The organism is Nocardia brasiliensis IFM 10847 (genome assembly GCF_000710915.1).
Taxonomy (GTDB): domain Bacteria; phylum Actinomycetota; class Actinomycetes; order Mycobacteriales; family Mycobacteriaceae; genus Nocardia; species Nocardia brasiliensis_A.
Genome location: NZ_BAUA01000122.1, coordinates 1 through 17385, shown reverse-complemented (window position 1 = coordinate 17385; position 17385 = coordinate 1). Strand labels below are relative to the sequence as shown.

The window sequence follows — 17385 nt, the reverse complement described above, 5'->3', positions numbered from 1 at the left end:
CCCAGGCCAATAGCATGGCAGTCGTGCCCGAACAGGTCGACTCCCCCGAGCGCAACATCCCGCCGCACCCGCGGGCGGCCGCCCAGCGGCCCCGCTGGGGCCTCAGCGTGCTGGATTGGGTCCGGATCGCGCTGCTCGTCGCCGGTGTGCTCTGCGTGCTGACCGGACTGCTGCCCAGGGCCGAAGCCGCGGACAACATGCGCCGGATCGGTCCGCTGCTGCTGTTTCTCGGCAGCGTGATCGTGCTGGCCGAGCTCACCCGGCAGGCCAAGGTGTTCGATGTGATCGCGCACCGGCTCGCCATTCTCGGGCGCGGCTATTATCCGGCGCTGTTCCTGCTGTGCGTCCTGTTCGCCTCGGCGACCACCATCCTGCTCAATCTCGACACGACCGCCGTGCTGATCACCCCGGTGATGCTTGCGCTGGCCGCGCCCGCCCGCATCCCGCCGCTCCCGCTGGCCATGACCACGCTCTGGCTCGCCAACACGGCCAGTCTGCTGCTGCCGGTCTCCAATCTCACCAACCTGCTCGCCGCCGACCGGGTCGCGCTGACCGCGACCGAATTCGCCGCGAAAATGTGGGCGCCCCAGCTGATTTCGATCGCGGCGACGATGCTGTGCCTGTGGCTGTGGTACTGGCGGCGAGGCAGGCGCGACACCGACCGGTACCTGCCGCCCGATCCGGTGCGCCCCGCGAACGCGAAAGAACGTGCGCTGCTGTACACCACGGCCGGCGCCTGTTTGCTCTTCATCTTCGCGATCCCGTTCGTCGGCGACAGCATCGGCATCGCCGCGACCATCGCCGCCGCCATCGCGGTACTGGCCTTCGCGGTATTCGACCGCCGATCCCTGCGGTGGTCGCTGATTCCCTGGCAGCTGCTGGTTTTCGTCGTCGGCCTGTTCCTGGTGGTGCCCACCCTCGGCAGGCTCGGGCTCTCGGACCTGATGCACACCTTGATCGGTGACGACTCGGGCGCGGCAGGCGCGTTGCGCGCGGCAGGCGCGGGCGCGGCGCTGTCGAATATCGCCAACAACCTGCCCGCGTATACCGCGGGTGAGGCGGTGGTGCCCGCCGGGAATCACGATCAGCTGCTGGCCCTGCTCATCGGTACCAACATCGGGCCGGTGGTGACGCCGTGGGCGTCCCTGGCCACCCTGCTCTGCCTCGAATTCTGCCGCACGCACAACGTGCGCGTCCCGATGCTGCGCTTCGTGCTCACCGGGTTCGGGCTCGCCCTGCTCGGTACCGTCGGCGCGGTCGCGGCCCTGCTCGTCGCCGGATGACGGTGGGCGCGAGCCTATCCCGGCCCCGGCAGCCCCGTCACCCGCACCGCACTGGCCGATTTGACCAGTAGGGTCAGCTCGGGCAGCACGGCAGGGCCACCGGCGATGAAGTCCACCTCGCCCGTCGGCAGGTCCAGACGCTCGTCGAGCGCCGTGCCCGCGAAATCGGTGATGTGCATTCCTGATTCGCGGGCGAGCAACGCACCGGCAGGAAGGTCGACCAGCCCCGCCCGATAGCCGACGAAGCCGTCGATATCGCCGCTGCTCAACATGACCCAGCACAGCAGCGGTGACCAGAGCTGGATCAGGCGGCGCGAGGACGATTCCAACGTCAGCCGCAGTGCGCGGGCGGTCGAATCGGTGCGGGTGACGGGGTAACCCTGGAGCCACGCGAAAACCGGAGCCGCACTGGGCCGGGGCGCCGACGGTACGAGCGGCCCGTTCGGCCCGGTGGCGCCGCGCCCGCGCACCGCCGTCCAGGTGCGCCCGGCGATCGGCTCGTGCACCACCCCGACGACCGGAGTCCCGTTGTGACACAGCGCGATACCGACCGTGCAGACGGGCAGCCCGATCGTGATGTTGTTGGTCCCGTCCAGCGGATCGACCACCCAGCACCAGGCATCGTCGGCGCTGTCGAGCACGCCCGATTCCTCGGCGAGGATGCGATGCTGCGGGAAAACGCGCCGGATGTGACCGAGGATGATCCGCTCGGCCCGCAGGTCCAGGTCTGTCACCACGTCACCGCTGGCGTCCTTGGTGCTGACGGTCAGCGCCCCGAGCAGACCGTCCCGGATCGCACGGCCCGCTTCGACCGCGGCGGTGACCGCGACGTCCGCGGCCACGTCCAGCAGCGTGCCGGGCAGCACCTGATGCATCACGTCGCCTGTTCGCATCGGTTCTCCAGTTGGTTCGGTCGAGTGCGCAGATGATCGAGCACGGTTTGTGCGGCGCTGCGGGATTCGGCTGGGGTACAGGGGGTTCGGTACACCCAGTGGTCGGGGGTGGCGAGCGTGCCGAGGGACAGGTCGGGGTGGCCGCGGTTGTCCTCGCCCAATACCACGGTCGCCGCCGCACCGCGCACATCGGACACGTGGAACGCGCCGTGCGGCAGGGTGTAGACCTCGCCCGCGCGGAACTCCTCCCGGGAACGAGTGCGGTAGGTGACCAGACGTTGGGTCGCGCGCACCAGGTCACCGTCCGCGGCACTCTGGATCTCGAACAGGCGATGCGTGGGACGTGCGGGGGCACTGTCGATTTCGAGGATCTCGTTGCCCACCGTGCCGTACAGCACGGTGCTGAGCAGATCCCAGCTGTGCGCGTGCATCGGCGAGGTGGTCGGCTCGGCGTGACCGCCCTCGGTCCAGACGTGCACGCACACGCCGAGGCCCTCCCCGCGCCACACCGGAAAACACAAGAACCCCAACGGATGCCGCACGGCGGTCAGCGCGGAACTACCGTCGACGACGCCCGCCAATACGTCACGAGCCCAGCGGCGCACCGCATTTGCGGCGTCCTGCGCGGCGAGCAGCGTGCGTAGTCGGGCGTATTCGTTCATCAGTACGGATTCCTGGGCTGCAGCGCGCGACGCACGATGTCGGCGACGTCGCGATCGGTGAAAGCGGCCGGTAACTCCAGACCCAACGTCTGGAACACGCCCCGGACCTGGTCCACGGTCGGCTCGTCGGACAGCGGCAGTTCCTCCGTGCGGCTCAGCGGAACCTGCTTGGTCTGCTTGAAACTGGCGACCAGCTCGCGATTGAAATCGCGGTAATAGGGCTTGTCCCGCTCGAACATCATGGCGGGCGTGTTCGGATTGTCCTGCGTGACAATGACGCAACTGGAGGACAGATCCCAGCGGAAAGTCGTCATCACCGCCGACAACCCGATATCGATGGTGAGGAAGGTGAACCGCTGCCGATACCAGCAGCCCGCGAGCACCGTCGCGTACGCCTCCTTGCGGGTGCGCTCGGTGGTCCACAGCTCACCGGTGCGGTCGGCCTCGGGCTGCAGCGAGGAACGGAACTGCGCGTAGGTCTTGCACAGCTGCTCGTCGGTGGGGTCCAGGATCTCCAATTGCACACGCAGCGGGCGCTGTTCGCGCCGGGCGTTCTCCACGCATTCGCGCAAGGTGACCGCGCGAATGTAGGTTCCGGTGCCGCCCTTGAACATCCACTGCTCGGTGCCGCGCCGGGCGAGGGTGTGCGCGTGGCCGATCTCGGGCCCGTACAGCAGATGCACCGAGGTCGCGTCGCGCACCGCCTTCGCCGACAGATGCCGATCGCGCAGCAGCGTGATCGCGACCAAGCCGAGCACCAGCAGCATCGCCGCGTTCACCTGGTCGGTGCCGATGACGTCGAGGAACTGCAGCAACCCCACGGTGATCGCGAGGAGCACCGCGAAAGAACCGTCGACGTTGTTGCGGAACCAGATCAGAAACCGTGCCATGCGCTCCCCTGCGTTTCCACCAGAATAGGCGGCCCGAATCGCTCCGGACGAGGGAAACGAGAAGTCGTGCGCGCCAACGGACGTCCATGGCATGGTCGCACGGCCGCGGTTGACCGGCACGGGTGGCCCACGGCACAGTCCGCCTGCTTGACCTCGAGTGCGGTTGAGCTACCAGGATGGCAACCGGCCGCAGAGAACACTCGGCGGCCGGATGCCCGGCGATCCGGGCGGCCCGCTCCCGCCGGTTCCCGTACACCCCCGGCGGGAGCGTACGGGCTCGAACACAAACGCACCCCTACTGTTTCCCGCGCCCGCTGCGGTGGACCGGAACGGGTGCGGAGAATCGGCAGGGGTGCGTGCGGAGCGCGTTACGCGGGGGTCGTCGGTTCCCACTCGTAGACGGTCACATTCGAGGACCCGGTGGTGTGCACCGGATCGGCGAACGCGAGCGCCTTTGCCGCGTCGAGGTTTTCGGCGGTCACGAAGTACGCGCCGCCGGTCCCGTCACCGAACTTGGCGCTCTCCACCAGCTGCGCGCCCAGATCTTTCAGGAACTGCTTGTGCGGCGCGATCACGGCCGGATCGAAACGGGGCGTGCGCATCGCCAGCACGAGGAACTTCTTCACGCCTCGGGCTCCGGACGCGGCGCGCGGGTCGCCGCCGCCGCGGCCCGGACCTGCGGCGCCACCAGCACCACCTGGCCGAGCACGCCGTTGACGAACGACGGCGAGTCGTCGGTGGACAGCTCCTTGGCCAGCTCCACCGCCTCGTCCACCGCGACGACCGGCGGAACATCGTTGGCGTGGAACAACTCCCACACCGCGATGCGCAGAATGGCGCGGTCGACGGCGGGCAGCCGGGACAGCTCCCAATCCTTCAGATACGACTCGATGGTGCCGTCCACCCGGTCGAGGTCGTCGGCGACGCCCTCTACCAGCGTGTGGGTGTAAGCGTGCACCGGCGCGACCGCCTGGTCGCGCGTCGCCAGCTCGGTCCGCTCGTCGAGCAGGTCGGCCGGGTCCACGTCGCGCGCCTCTGCCTCGAAGAGCAGGTCGACGGCCCGGCGCCGCGCCTTGTGGCGCGTGCCGAGCTTCTTGAACGTGGACTTCTTGTCCAACGGCTGTTCAGCCACAGTCACCATTATCCTGCTCGCGCGCGGCGATCAGGCGTTGACCCGGCCGAGGTAGCTGCCGTCGCGCGAGTCGATGCGCAGCTTGTCGCCGGTGTTGATGAACAGCGGGACCTGCACCTCGGCGCCGGTCTCCAGGGTGGCCGGCTTGGTGCCGCCGGTGGAGCGGTCGCCCTGCAGGCCGATGTCGGTGTGCTGCACCTCGAGCTCGACCGTCACCGGGAGCTCGACGTAGAGCGGGGCGCCCTCGTGCGTGGCGACCTGCACGGTCATGTTCTCCAGCAGGAACCGGGCGCCGGGGCCGATGGTCTGCTCGGAGATGGAGATCTGGTCGAAGGTGTCGCCGTCCATGAAGACGTAGTCCGAACCGTCGTGGTACAGGTAGGTCATGTCCCGCCGATCGACGGTGGCGGTCTCCACCTTGACGCCGGCGTTGAAGGTCTTGTCGACGACCTTGCCGGACAGCACGTTCTTCAGCTTGGTCCGCACGAAGGCGGGGCCCTTGCCCGGCTTGACGTGCTGGAATTCGACGATCTGCTGAAGCTGACCGTCGATCTTCAGCACAAGGCCGTTCTTGAAGTCGCTGGTGTCCGCCACTGTCCTCGGATCTCCTAGTTCGTAAACAACATGGGGGTCGAACCGGCGTCAGTCGACGACGGTCAGGTCTTTGCCGGTGTTGGTGAGCAGCTCCGGGCCCCCTTCGCGCACCACGAGCGTGTCCTCGATCCGGACCCCGCCGCGGCCGGGAAAGTACACACCAGGTTCGACGGTCACCGCCACGCCAGACAGAAGTGTACCGGTTCCGTTTTTCGCGAGTCCGGGCGCTTCATGGATCTGCAGCCCGACCCCGTGACCGAGGCCGTGCACGAACAGCGCCCCGTGCCCCGCGGCCTCGATCACAGTCCGCGACGCGGCGTCCACGTCGGCGGTCTTCGCGCCCGGCCGCAACGCCGCGCACCCGGCCTGCTGCGCGGCGCGCACCAGCTCGTACACCTCGCGCTGCCAGTCACTGGGCGCGCCGAGGACGAAGGTGCGGGTCATATCCGAGTGGTAGCCGCCGACCGTCGCGCCGAAGTCGAGCTTGACGAAGTCACCGGCGGCCAGCACCGCCTCGGTGGGCCGATGGTGCGGGACTGCCGAATTCGCGCCCGCCGCGACGATGGTCTCGAACGACACCGCCTCCGCGCCGTGCTCGAACATCGCCCATTCCAGATCCCGGGCGACCTGTCGTTCGGTGCGGCCCGGCCGCAGACCGCCGCGCTCGAGCAGGGTCGCCAGGCCCGCGTCACCCGCTGTGCAGGCCGCGCGCAGTTGCTCCACCTCGTAGGCGTCCTTGACCATCCGCAGCTGCTCGACCAGGCCGGGGGTGGCGACGAACTCGAGCCCGGTGCGCTGCTCGACGAACCCGCGATGCTGATCCACCGTGACGATGTGGCTCTCGTAGCCGATCCGGCCGAGCTGCCATTCCCCGGCCAGCTCGATGATCCGGCGGGCGGTCGCCTTGGCGATTTCGGCGCGCAGATCGGGCACCTGCTCGGCGACCTGGGTCCGATAGCGGCCGTCGGTGCCGATGACCGTGCGTTCTTCGGCATTGCGCATATCCCAGGAGTGCACCAGCAGCGCCGCGTTGGAGCCGGTGAAGCCGGTGAGGTACCTGAGGTTCACCAGATCGGTGACCAGCAGACCGTCCACTCCGTTCTCCACCAGCAGACTCCGCAGCGCGCCACGCCGCGCGGCGTAGTCGGGTGCATGGCCCACGTGATCAGCACACATGTGTCAAAGCTACCGCCGACACGCCGAATGGCCATATACAACACGTGTACCGAGCGCTGCCCGGACGCTGACCCGTCGCCGTTTCGATGCCGCGGCGTGCCGGAATTCCGTTGCCGCTCATCGATTTACACATACCGGTCGGCATGCGACGTGCCGGGTGTTCACATCCGGAAAAGTTGTCCCCATTCCGTGCCCGAGGGGTGATCCCGGGGCGCGATCGGACAAGGCTGGACGACATGACTTTCCTCGCGTTCGCCGCCCTCCTCGCGTGGTGTGCGGTGCTGAGCGTCAGCGATCTCCGGCACCGGCGACTGCCGAACGAACTGACCGGTTCGGGCGCCCTCGCGGTCCTCGGATATGCCCTGTCCACAACACAATTCACAGCCGCGTTGCTGGGCGCAGGCCTACTCGCACTCCCGTATCTCGTGATCCACCTACTCGCCCCCGCAGCGTTCGGCGCGGGGGACGTGAAGCTCGCGGTCCCGCTCGGCGCGGCCGCCGCCCTCGGGGGTGGTCAAGCCTGGATACTCGCCGCCCTGGGGGCGCCAGTGCTCACCGCCATTGTCGGCCTCGCCCTGCTGGTCACCCGCCGCATCCGAACACCCGCCATCCGGCCCCCTCCCCTACCGCACGCCCCCGCAATGTGCCTATCCACACTCACCGCCCTGGCGGTCGCCCACGTCAACTGAGCGGACCCGGCATCGAGCGGGGCGCTCGCATCGGCGCGCGCGAAGGGCAGGCACGGCCGGATTTCCCGGCTTGCGCCTGACCACGCCGTGCCGGACCCAGCCGCCACCGGCTCGGGCCACCAGGGTCCTTGGTTTCCCGCACCAGATTCGTGCTCCCGCACCCGCTGCGGCCGGTGTGCCGCTGCGGCCAGCCATAGCGGGTGCGGGAACGCAGTAGGGGTGCGTTTGATCGCGACTGGGGCACGGGCGAGTGGACCAAGCGACGATAGATGGGGGTTCACAGAGAGTTCGTACGGTTCACAGGGGTTGTAGGTCCTGTGAACCATGTAGAAGGTCTGTGCGGTCCCGACTCGTGCGGTGAAACACGCCGAGGCGCAACGCCGCCCGGTCGTTACCGCTGACGACCCGGCGAATCACTCCCGAAAACGGCACCACGGCGAGATGACCACGCTGGAAGTCGACACCGTCCATCCGACGCGCGCCTACAGCCGGGTACGACACCTGTCGCGCCCAGCACCTCTATGCCAATCGCGGGGTTCAACTGCGGGTCGGTGTGACACCGGGCGAACGTGCCTGCCATCACGGCGGGCCGCGTGCCGGTCCTGGGGCGTCCACATGGGAAGATGGAGCACGTGTTGCGCTGGATAACTGCCGGAGAATCCCATGGTCCCGCTCTCGTCGCCCTCCTCGAAGGGATGGTGGCCGGAGTCGAGGTGACGTCCGACGAGATTTCCGCGCAGTTGGCGCGCCGCCGGCTGGGCTATGGGCGTGGTGCCCGGATGAAGTTCGAGGCCGACAAGGTGACCATCATCGGCGGCGTCCGGCACGGGCGCACCATGGGCGGACCGGTCGCGATCGAGGTGGCCAACTCGGAATGGCCGAAGTGGACGACGGTCATGTCCGCCGACCCGGTCGACCCGGCCGAACTCGCCGACCTGGCCCGCAACGCCCCGCTCACCCGCCCCCGCCCCGGGCACGCCGACTACTCCGGCATGCTCAAGTACGGCTTCGACGACGCCCGCAACGTGCTCGAACGCGCCAGCGCCCGGGAGACCGCGGCGCGGGTGGCCGCGGGCACCGTGGCACGCAACTTCCTACGCCAGGCGTTCGGCGTCGAGGTCGTCTCGCACGTCGTCTCGATCGGCACGGCGCAGAACAGCACCGGCGTGGTCCCGACCGCGGCCGACCTCGCGGCCATCGACGAGAGCCCGGTGCGCGCGTTCGACAAGGACGCCGAAGCCGCGATGATCGCCGAGATCGAAGCCGCGAAGAAGGACGGCGACACCCTCGGTGGCGTCGTCGAGGTGGTCGTCGACGGCCTGCCGGTCGGACTCGGCTCGTTCATCAGCGGCGCGGACCGCCTCGACTCGCGACTCGCCGCGGCGCTCATGGGCATTCAGGCCATCAAGGGCGTCGAGGTCGGCGACGGTTTCGAGACCGCGCGCAGGCGGGGCAGCCAGGCGCACGACGAGATGCGGCCCGGCCCCGACGGCGTGCTGCGGTCCACCAACCGCGCGGGCGGCCTCGAGGGCGGCATGACCAACGGCGAAGCGCTGCGCGTGCGTGCCGCGATGAAGCCGATCTCGACCGTGCCGAAGGCGCTGGCCACCGTCGACATGACCACCGGTGAGGAAGCCGTCGCGATCCATCAGCGGTCCGACGTGTGCGCGGTGCCCGCCGCGGGTGTAGTCGCCGAATCCATGGTCGCGCTCGTGGTCGCGCAGGCCGCGCTGGAGAAGTTCGGCGGCGACTCGATCAGCGAGACCCTGGAGAACATCACCAGTTACGTCAAGCGGATCAGCTCCCGCCCGCACCTCACCCCCGCCGACACCAGCCCACAATGATCGTGCAGACCGATCCGCGCGCGCCGCGCGTGGTGCTGGTCGGACCGCCCGGCGCGGGGAAATCGACGATCGGCCGCAAGCTCGCGAAAGAACTCGGCGTCGAACTCTACGACACCGACGCGGGCATCGAACGCGAGACCGGACGCACCATCCCCGAGATCTTCGCGACCGACGGCGAGCCCGAGTTCCGCCGCATCGAGGAACGGGTGGTGCGGCGCGCCATCCTCGCCGAACGCGGTGTCGTCTCACTCGGCGGCGGTGCCGTGCTGTCCAAGGACACCAGGGCACTGCTGCGCAACCGCACCGTCGTCTACCTGGAAATCAGTGTGGGCGAAGGACTTCGGCGGACCGGCGCGAGCACGAGCCGGCCGCTGCTCAACGGCGCCGATCCCGCCGCCAAATACCGCGAGCTGATGCGCAAGCGCCGCCCGCTCTACCGCGAGGTGGCCACCGTCCGGGTGCGCACCGATGGCCGCAGCCCCGGCCGAGTGGTCAAAATGGTGCTCGCCAAGCTCGGCCTCGAACCAGTGCACCCCGATACCGGAACCGCATCCGCCCCCGCCACACTGCCTCCGGTCGAGAACGCGACAGACACCGCGAAACCGCAGGGCAGCAGCCGCTCCCGCGCCCGCCGCCGCGCCCGCGCCCGAGCCGCGGCCCGCCGCGCAGCCGGCCTGACCCAACCCGAAACCACCGACACACCGTCGGCGCCCACCGGCAAATCCGGCACGACCCCGACCGCCCGCAGCTGGCGATCCCGTCGCGCCACATCATCGAAAAATGCCACCCCAGAACAAAACTCACCCACCGACACCTCCCCCACGAAGCCCGAAGGCCCACTGACCCGCCGATGGCGCGCACGCCGCCCCGCCGGCCCCCCGACAGCGTCAACGAGCACCGTCGAACGGACCGGCGCGAGCGAAGAAAGCCGCCGGAGTGGCGCAGGCAGCGCGAGTGGCCCGAGTGGCGCGAGCAACTCAGGCGACACGGCCAACGCGACCGGCGCGGGCAGCCTGAGCGACGCCGACGGAGTGAACCGGCCGACTGGCACGAATAGCGCGAGCAGCACAAGCGACTCAGTCGACGCGATCGGGGCGGGTGGCGCGGGTGGTGCAGGCAGCGTTGGCGGAGTGAACAAGCCAGCTGGCACGCGCGGCGCGGTCGGCGGCAGCAACGCAAGTGGCGCGGGCACCACGATCAGCACGACCGACGCACCCAGCGCGGGTAGTGCACGCGACGCGGGCGGCACGCGCGACGCGGGCGGCACGCGCGACGCGGGCGGGGCGGGCGACACAGCCAGAGCAGGCAATGCGGCCCGGGCGGGCAACGCTGCCCGGGCGACCGAAGGGGGCGTATCGGACGAGCAGTCCGGTAGCCCGGAGGAGTCCGGTGCCGGTGGGTCGAGTGGGCGGGCGCGGCGGGCGCGGGCTCGCCGGGCGCGGGTTCGGGCACGGAAACAGCAACAAGCAACTACAGAATCGGAGCAGTAGTCGTGAATGAGCCGAGTCGTATCGAAGTTCGTACCGCCGACCCGTATCCGGTGATCATCGGCCGCGGGTTGCTCGGTGAACTCGTCGAGTCGGTCAGCGGCGCGACGAAGGGCGTGCGGACGGTGGCGATCTTCCACCAGCCGCCGCTCGCCGAAACCGCCGAGGCGGTGCGTAAGTCGTTGGCCGACACCGGTCTCGACGCGCACCGCATCGAGATTCCGGACGCGGAGGCCGGTAAGGAATTGGCGGTCGCCGGGTTCTGCTGGGAGGTGCTCGGCCGGATCGGCTTGACCCGCAACGATGTCGTGGTGAGCCTCGGCGGTGGCGCGGCCACCGACCTGGCCGGTTTCGTCGCCGCCACCTGGATGCGCGGCGTCCAGATCGTGCACGTGCCGACCACCCTGCTGGCGATGGTGGACGCGGCGGTCGGCGGTAAGACCGGGATCAACACCGAGGCGGGCAAGAACCTCGTGGGTTGCTTCCACGAACCCGCCGCGGTGCTCGTCGACCTGGCGACGCTGGAGACGGTGCCGCGCAACGAGATCGTCGCGGGCATGGCCGAGATCATCAAGGCCGGTTTCATCGCCGATCCGGTGATCCTCGAACTGGTGGAGCGCGATCCCGAGGCCGCGCTCGACCCGAAGGGCGACGTACTGCCCGAGCTGATCCGGCGCGCGATCCAAGTCAAGGCCGATGTCGTCGCCGCCGACCTGAAGGAGTCCAGCCTCCGCGAGATCCTCAACTACGGTCACACGCTCGGGCACGCGATCGAGCGTCGCGAGCGCTACCGGTGGCGGCACGGGGCCGCGGTGTCCGTCGGCCTGGTCTTCGCCGCCGAACTCGGCCGTCTCGCGGGCCGCCTCGACGACGCCACCGCGGACCGGCATCGCGCGGTCCTGGAAAGTGTCGGCCTCCCGGTCAGCTACGACGCCGACGCCCTGCCCCAACTGCTGGACTCGATGCAGACCGACAAGAAGACCCGCTCGGGCGTGCTGCGCTTCGTCGTTCTCGACGGCCTCGCCAAACCCGGCCGGCTCGAGGGCCCCGACCCGACCCTGCTCGCCGCCGCCTACTCCGCGATCGCCCGCGAAGGCATGCCCAACACCGGCGGCATCCTGCTGTAGGGCGCGCCCGCAACCGCAGTCCGCGCACGCAATGGCGTCCCGCGCACACAACCGCAGCCCGCGCACACATTGGCGTCCCGCGCACAAATTCGCCGACAAATCCATGCGCGGGGCGCCAAACTGCGCGCGGCAATCATGCCCAGCCACACCAATCCGTGCGCGGCAGCGCGACCGACTGGTGCTGCTGACTGCTGTCAACCAGCGCAATACCATCGACGCACTGCCGGCCACCGTCGCCCGAGCATGCGGCCACAACGCGGCCTACCGGCCCGGCCTGCCGACGGGCCGCATCGCCGATCCGTATGCCGGACAACCCGAGACAGTCTTACTCGGCTCGACACTGCCGCGATGTGCTCGACGCCGTGCTGAAAACCGAACAGCCCTAACGGAATCCAACAGCAGCTGGCACCAGCGCACCCCGATCGACCGGGATGCGCCGTCCCTTCTGTGCGGACTCAGTAGTTGGAGATCCAGAGGTCGTACCGTCCGTTGCCGTCGTTCCGCGCGACGCACTCGCCCGGCTTCCCCCACTCGTCCTTGTTCTTCAGACAGTACGACAGGGTGACGTTCGAGCCGGCGGGCACGCACACCCAGTTCCAGTGCGGCGCGGCGGACGAACAACCGTTTTGCGCGCTCGCCTGTCCGCCCAGCACGACCGCGGACGCAGCGATCGCCATCGCGGCGGCGACCCCGATTCGAGTGATCATGAAAGTCCTCCCCAGGTGAAATCCGTTGAATGACAACACGTTATCGCTTACGTCAGAGAAGCAGGGGGCGCACTCAACGATGAGGCACGAAGTTGGCAGCATGCCGCCGCTACCTGCCCGGCGACCGATGGCAGAACGTCACGAAGGTGGCAGTGGCAGCGCGCCACAGCTGTCGAGGCAGAACGTCAAGATGTCGCAGCACGCCACCGCCGCCAAACCGCGACCGGCGGCAGAACGTCACGAAGCCCGCAGCACACCCCCGCCGCCAACCCGCGACCGACGGCAAACGTCACGAAGCCCGCAGCACGGCCACCGCCGCCAACCCATGACCGGCGGCAGAACGTCACAAAGTTGGCAGCACGGTGCATCAAACGCAGTACCCGTAGGACTTCATCCCCCAGCGGCACATCGCGCCAGACCCATCCGCGCCTTCACGCGGGGTCGATCAGGGACTCACGTCTTGGTCAACCGATCACGAGGTAAATGGTGGCGGCATCAGCCGAGAGGTCCACGCCACCGTTACCTGGTGATCAGCTGTCCAGCTCGAGTGGAGCACACGAGAGAGCACTTCCGCGGGCTTCGGCCGGACCGCGGCGGTCAGACGCCCGTACTCACCGGTGTCGGCTCAGCCGATACCTTCGCCGACCGCCGATCGGCCAACCCGCGTCCGATCCCGACGCCGATCAGGGCGGGGATGAAGACCAGCAGCACGATGAATGCCGCGCCGGCGGTGAGTTCGAAGAGCAGACCGTTGTCGCCGAGGTCGAACTTCGGCAGCCAGTCGAGGATCCAGGCGCTCAGGCCGCTGCCGAGGCCCGCCGCGACCGCGGCCTTCAACCACAGGAGGGTCAGGTCGGTGCCGTACTCGGGGTTGGGGTTGGCCGTGCGGTCCTTGCGTCCGTCCAGGAAACCCCAGTACACGATGGCCGCCAGCAGAACGATCAGGCAGAGCGCCCGCATCCAGACCCCGTGGGTCGGCCAGTACACCATCGCGAACCCGAGCACCGCGCGCAGGAAGACGACCAGCGCGCCGAGCACGATCGCCCGCAACACCCAAGCATTCATGCGCACCACCATAACCCCGCGTCTCACCGAACCAAACTAGAACCGGTATCAGTTTTCTGGCCGGTCGGCAACGAGGCGGCGCATCCGGTCGTTGAGGTAGCGCTGTTCGGGCACGCTGACGGTCAGTCGTGCCGCCTGCCGATAGCTCTCCAGGGCCGCGGTCTCGTCACCGCTCATTTCGAGCAGGTGCGCGCGTACCGCGTGCGTCCGATGGTGACGACGCATGGCCGGATCGTCGAGCAACGGCGTGATCAGCGCCAGACCCTGGTCGGGGCCGAAAGCCATGCCGACGGCCACCGCGCGGTTCAGCGTGACGATCGAACTGGGCGCGACCTGGTCGAGCATGGCGTACAGGATGCTGATCTGCCGCCAGTCGGTGCTCACCCAGGTCGGCGCTTCCGCGTGCACCGCGGCGATGGCGGCCTGCAACTGGAACCGCCCGACGTGACCGCGCGGCAGCACCCGCTCCAGGATGGCGACGCCCTCCGCGATCAAGGCCCGGTCCCAGCGGGAACGATCCTGCTCGGCGAGTGGGACCAGATTGCCGTCGTCGGTCCGCGCCGCCACACGCGCGTGCGTGAGCAGCATCAACGCGAGCGCCCCCGCGACCTCGTCGTGTTCCGGAATGGCGGCGTGCAGTTGCCGGGTGAGGCGGATCGCCTCGTCGGTCAGGCTCGAATCCACCAGCGCGCCCCCGGCCGAGCGCGTATGCCCCTCGGTGAACAGCAGGTGGCACACGTCCAGTACGGACGCGATGCGCGCGGGCAACTCCGCCACGCCGGGCAGTTCGAACACCGCACCCGCGCCGCGCAGGGTGGACCGTGCTCGCGAGAGCCGTTGCGCCATGGTGCGTTCCGGCACCAGATAGGCGGCCGCGATCTGACCGGTGCCGAGGCCGCACACCGCGTGCAAGGTCAACGCGACCTGCGAGGGCCTGCTCAGACTCGGATGGCAGCAGAGCAGCAGCAACCGCATCGTGTCGTCTTCGTCGCCGATCCACGTCTGATCGGCCGACGGCACGACGTACGCGTCGCCCGGCTGCGCGACGGCCACCGCCGTTTCCCGACCGGCCCGCGCCGCGTCGGCCCGCACCCGATCGATCAACCGCCGCGACGCGACGCGAATCAACCAGCCGCGCGGATTGTCCGGCACACCATCACGTTCCCACTGCACCGCGGCCGCCTCGGCCGCCTCCTGGGCGGCGTCTTCGCAGTCGCCGAGATCGCCGTGCCTGCGCAGCAGAGCGGTGAGGACGTACGGCGACTCTCGCCGCCACACGTCCGCCACCCGCACGCTCATTCGGTGTCGCTGCCCGGCCACATCGTGGGTCGCAGCTCGATCGTCTCGCCCGGACCGGCGAACTGCGCGGCGATCTCCTCGGCCCGGGCCTGACTCTCCACATCGATCAGGAAGAACCCGGCGAGGTGCTCTTTGGCTTCGGAGTACGGCCCGTCGGTGGCCAGCGGCGCCCCGTCGCCCCACCGGTACAACCGCGACGACTCGGGCGCACCCAGCGCCTCCCCGGTGATCAGCTCCCCCTTCTCCTGCATCTCGGTGAGCAGCTTCTCGAAGTCCGAAACCCATCGATCCCGCTCCTGCTGCGTCATCGACTGGTACTCAGGCAGGTAGTCACTCGTCGGATGGCCCCACGGCTGCGGGTTGGAGTGAATCATCACCACGTACTTCATCAAGGCTCCTTCGACATCGCGGATGGGTCCTGCCGACCCATCCTCACCCCGAACGTCGGAGCCGAGAGCGTGCTGTCTACACGGCGGGACTGGCCAATGCCGCGGCCATTTCCGCGCGCGGCGCCGGGCGACCGGTGAACTGCTCGACCTGCCCGTAGGCCTGGTTCAACAGCATCTGCAGTCCGCTGACCACCGTGTGCCCGGCCCGGGTGACCGCCTCGGCGAGCGGCGTCGGCCACGGGTTGTAGATCGCGTCGAGCACCACGGGCGCGGTCGCGACGGCTTCGGCCACCTGGGCGGCGGCTTCGGCCGGAATCGTGCTCACCACGACGCCCGCGCGCTCGCACAGGCCGACGAGAGCTGCCGGATCGAACGCGGTCACCGCCGCGTTCATGCCGAGCCGTTCCGCGAGATCCAGTGCGCTACTTGCCCGTCCGGCGTCGCGGGCGATCACCGTGACGGCCTTCGCGCCGAGTTCGGACAACGCGAGCAGCGCGGGCCGCGCGGTGCCGCCGGCCCCGAGCACCACCGCCTCGTCCAGGTCGACCACCCCACCCCCGCGCAACGCGCCCAGCACGCCGTCCACGTCGGTGCAGTCGGCCCGCCAACCACCGTCACACCGGACGAGCGTGTTGGCCGAACCGACCAGCACCGCCCGCTCGGTGCGCTCATCGGCCCGCGCGAGCGCGGCCTCCTTGCCCGGCATGGTCACCGACAACCCGACCCATTCGGGGCCGAGCCCGTCGACCAGTCCGGGCAGCTGCTCGGCCGTGCACTCGATGCGCTCGTAGCTCCAGTCGAGTCCGAGCGCGCGGTACGCGGCCAGATGCAGTTGCGGCGAGCGGGAGTGCGCGATGGGCTTGCCGAGCACCGCCGCTTTGCGTTCAGCGGCCACTGTCGAGGATTCCGCTCGCCTGGGCCTGCTGGATGTAGCGCTGGTGCTGCTTGTAGTCGTCGGTGAACAGGGTGGTGCCCTGCTTGTCGACGGTCACGAAGTACAGCCACGGACCCACTTCCGGATTCTCCATGGCGCGCAACGCGTTCAGCGAGGGCGCCGAGATCGGCGTCGCGGGCAGACCGGTCTTCGCGTAGGTGTTCCACGGGGTTTCCGCGGCCCGGTCGGCGTCGGTGGTCTGCACCTCGGTGCGGTCCAGCGCGTAGTTCACCGTCGAGTCGAACTGCAGCATCTGCGGCACCCGCAGCCGGTTCACGATCACCCGCGCGACCTTGCCCATGTCCTGCGGCTTGGCCTCGCGTTCGACGAGCGACGCGGCGATCAGGGTCTGGTACGGCGTCAGCTTGGTCTCCCCGCCGGACTGCAGCAGGCCGGTGGATTCGTAGCTCTTGGCACTCGCGGTGACGACCTGGCGGATCATCTGCTCCGGGGTACCGCTCGGATCGAAATCCAAAGTGCCCGCGGCGATCAAACCCTCCAGCTGCCTGGTGCGGTCCGGGCAGTCCTTGACGCCCTGCGCGGCCCAGGACGGCACACCGAGCGCGGCCAGGTCGACGCTGGAGCCCGCGGCCTCGAGTTGTTCGTAGGTCGCGCACTTCTGGTTCGGGCCGATGCCGATGCAGCTGGCCTCGGCCATCATCCGATAGATGCCGTCGGTGCGCCGGTTGGTGCCGACCTCGAACTGGTCGTGCAGCAGCCGTCCCTCGGGGATCACCAGGTTCCCGACTCGGGCTTGTTTGCCGACCAGCGCCGCGACCGCCTGCACGGCCGGACTGCGCGTCGGGATCGCGTAGTAGCCCGGCTGCACCGACTGCATGTTCGAATTGCGCACGGCCGCTTCGATGAACGCGCCGGTGCTCGCGACGATGCCTTTTTCCTTCATGCTCGCCGCGATCTGCTGTGAGGTGTCCCCGTCGTGCACCTGCACCACGGCGATCGGACCGACCGGCCCGGCGAAATCCTCGGGCGGGCCGAGCTTTTCGATCAGCTTCATGCCCGCGAACACCGCGGCGCCCGCGAACAGCACCACGAAAACACCGGCGACCAACCACATCGTCCGCCTGCGCCGCTTACGCTCCTGCGCTTTACGCGAGGCCGCACGGGAGCGCTTGCCGCGCTGCGCGCTACGCGAGCGGCGGGTGCCCTCCGCCGGCTCGTCGTCGTCCTCGTGCCGCGCCGCTTCCCGGCGACCG

17 protein-coding genes and 1 pseudogene are annotated in these 17385 nt (G+C 69.2%); 5 read left to right on the top strand and 13 right to left on the bottom strand.

Going from position 1 to position 17385, the window contains the following annotated elements:
* The first annotated feature begins 14 nt into the window (after positions 1-14).
* Complete coding sequence (locus NBRGI_RS26445) at positions 15-1283, top strand: SLC13 family permease (RefSeq protein WP_029899917.1); 1269 nt, start codon at positions 15-17, stop codon at positions 1281-1283.
* Positions 1284-1297: 14 nt separating this feature from the next.
* On the opposite strand, the gene NBRGI_RS26440 is transcribed toward NBRGI_RS26445, so the two are convergent.
* The 7 genes from NBRGI_RS26440 to NBRGI_RS26410 all read right to left on the bottom strand — a co-directional run bounded on the left by NBRGI_RS26440 (position 1298) and on the right by NBRGI_RS26410 (position 6630).
* The gene (locus tag NBRGI_RS26440) at positions 1298-2176 is read right to left on the bottom strand and encodes an inositol monophosphatase family protein (protein WP_228836103.1); all 879 of its coding nucleotides are present in this window, start codon (positions 2174-2176) and stop codon (positions 1298-1300) included.
* Positions 2158-2838, bottom strand: a complete 681-nt coding sequence (locus tag NBRGI_RS26435; protein WP_051728041.1) for a hypothetical protein — start codon at positions 2836-2838, stop codon at positions 2158-2160. The genes NBRGI_RS26440 and NBRGI_RS26435 overlap by 19 nt, the downstream gene beginning before the upstream one ends.
* Positions 2838-3728, bottom strand: coding sequence for a hypothetical protein (locus NBRGI_RS26430; protein ID WP_014986475.1), 891 nt, complete (start codon positions 3726-3728; stop codon positions 2838-2840). Before NBRGI_RS26430 ends, NBRGI_RS26435 begins: the two co-directional genes overlap by 1 nt.
* A 368-nt stretch (positions 3729-4096) precedes the next feature.
* Positions 4097-4354 (bottom strand): YciI family protein, encoded by a 258-nt coding sequence (locus tag NBRGI_RS26425; RefSeq protein ID WP_029899914.1) that lies wholly within the window; start codon positions 4352-4354, stop codon positions 4097-4099.
* Positions 4351-4860: a transcription antitermination factor NusB gene (gene nusB / locus NBRGI_RS26420; protein ID WP_014986477.1), complete on the bottom strand. Its 510-nt coding sequence runs from the start codon at positions 4858-4860 to the stop codon at positions 4351-4353. The genes NBRGI_RS26425 and nusB overlap by 4 nt, the downstream gene beginning before the upstream one ends.
* Before the next feature lie 30 nt (positions 4861-4890).
* Positions 4891-5454, bottom strand: a complete 564-nt coding sequence (efp, locus tag NBRGI_RS26415; protein WP_014986478.1) for an elongation factor P — start codon at positions 5452-5454, stop codon at positions 4891-4893.
* Positions 5455-5502: 48 nt separating this feature from the next.
* On the bottom strand, positions 5503-6630 hold the full coding sequence (locus NBRGI_RS26410) for a M24 family metallopeptidase (protein WP_029899913.1): 1128 nt from the start codon (positions 6628-6630) through the stop codon (positions 5503-5505).
* 236 nt (positions 6631-6866) lie between these two features.
* On the opposite strand from NBRGI_RS26410, the gene NBRGI_RS26405 reads away from it, so the two are divergent.
* The 4 genes and pseudogenes from NBRGI_RS26405 (at position 6867) to aroB (ending at position 11777) form a co-directional block, all read left to right on the top strand.
* Positions 6867-7319: a prepilin peptidase gene (locus NBRGI_RS26405; RefSeq protein WP_029899912.1), complete on the top strand. Its 453-nt coding sequence runs from the start codon at positions 6867-6869 to the stop codon at positions 7317-7319.
* 623 nt (positions 7320-7942) lie between these two features.
* The gene (gene aroC / locus NBRGI_RS26400) at positions 7943-9163 is read left to right on the top strand and encodes a chorismate synthase (RefSeq protein ID WP_200882223.1); all 1221 of its coding nucleotides are present in this window, start codon (positions 7943-7945) and stop codon (positions 9161-9163) included.
* Positions 9160-9678: pseudogene (locus NBRGI_RS49235) on the top strand (shikimate kinase); the annotation flags it as partial. The gene aroC and the pseudogene NBRGI_RS49235, both read left to right, overlap by 4 nt.
* A gap of 977 nt (positions 9679-10655) precedes the next feature.
* Entirely contained in the window at positions 10656-11777 is a 1122-nt protein-coding gene (aroB, locus tag NBRGI_RS26390) for a 3-dehydroquinate synthase (RefSeq protein WP_029899909.1), read from the top strand.
* Positions 11778-12232: 455 nt separating this feature from the next.
* On the opposite strand, the gene NBRGI_RS26385 is transcribed toward aroB, so the two are convergent.
* The 6 genes from NBRGI_RS26385 to NBRGI_RS26360 form a co-directional block, all read right to left on the bottom strand.
* Positions 12233-12484 (bottom strand): hypothetical protein, encoded by a 252-nt coding sequence (locus NBRGI_RS26385; RefSeq protein WP_029899908.1) that lies wholly within the window; start codon positions 12482-12484, stop codon positions 12233-12235.
* A 597-nt stretch (positions 12485-13081) separates the two neighbouring features.
* Positions 13082-13549, bottom strand: a complete 468-nt coding sequence (locus NBRGI_RS26380) for a B-4DMT family transporter (protein WP_228836104.1) — start codon at positions 13547-13549, stop codon at positions 13082-13084.
* 48 nt (positions 13550-13597) lie between these two features.
* Positions 13598-14848 carry an RNA polymerase sigma factor gene (locus tag NBRGI_RS26375; RefSeq protein WP_029899906.1) on the bottom strand — a complete coding sequence of 417 codons (1251 nt, stop codon included), beginning with the start codon at positions 14846-14848 and terminating at the stop codon, positions 13598-13600.
* On the bottom strand, positions 14845-15237 hold the full coding sequence (locus NBRGI_RS26370) for a YciI family protein (RefSeq protein ID WP_029899905.1): 393 nt from the start codon (positions 15235-15237) through the stop codon (positions 14845-14847). The genes NBRGI_RS26375 and NBRGI_RS26370 overlap by 4 nt, the downstream gene beginning before the upstream one ends.
* 76 nt (positions 15238-15313) lie before the next feature.
* A complete protein-coding gene (locus NBRGI_RS26365) occupies positions 15314-16132 on the bottom strand; it encodes a shikimate dehydrogenase (RefSeq protein ID WP_029899904.1) in 819 nt (272 codons plus the stop codon).
* Positions 16122-17385, bottom strand: a 1264-nt coding sequence (locus NBRGI_RS26360) for an endolytic transglycosylase MltG (RefSeq protein ID WP_029899903.1), incomplete at its 5' end; no start/stop codon positions are given. The genes NBRGI_RS26360 and NBRGI_RS26365, both read right to left, overlap by 11 nt.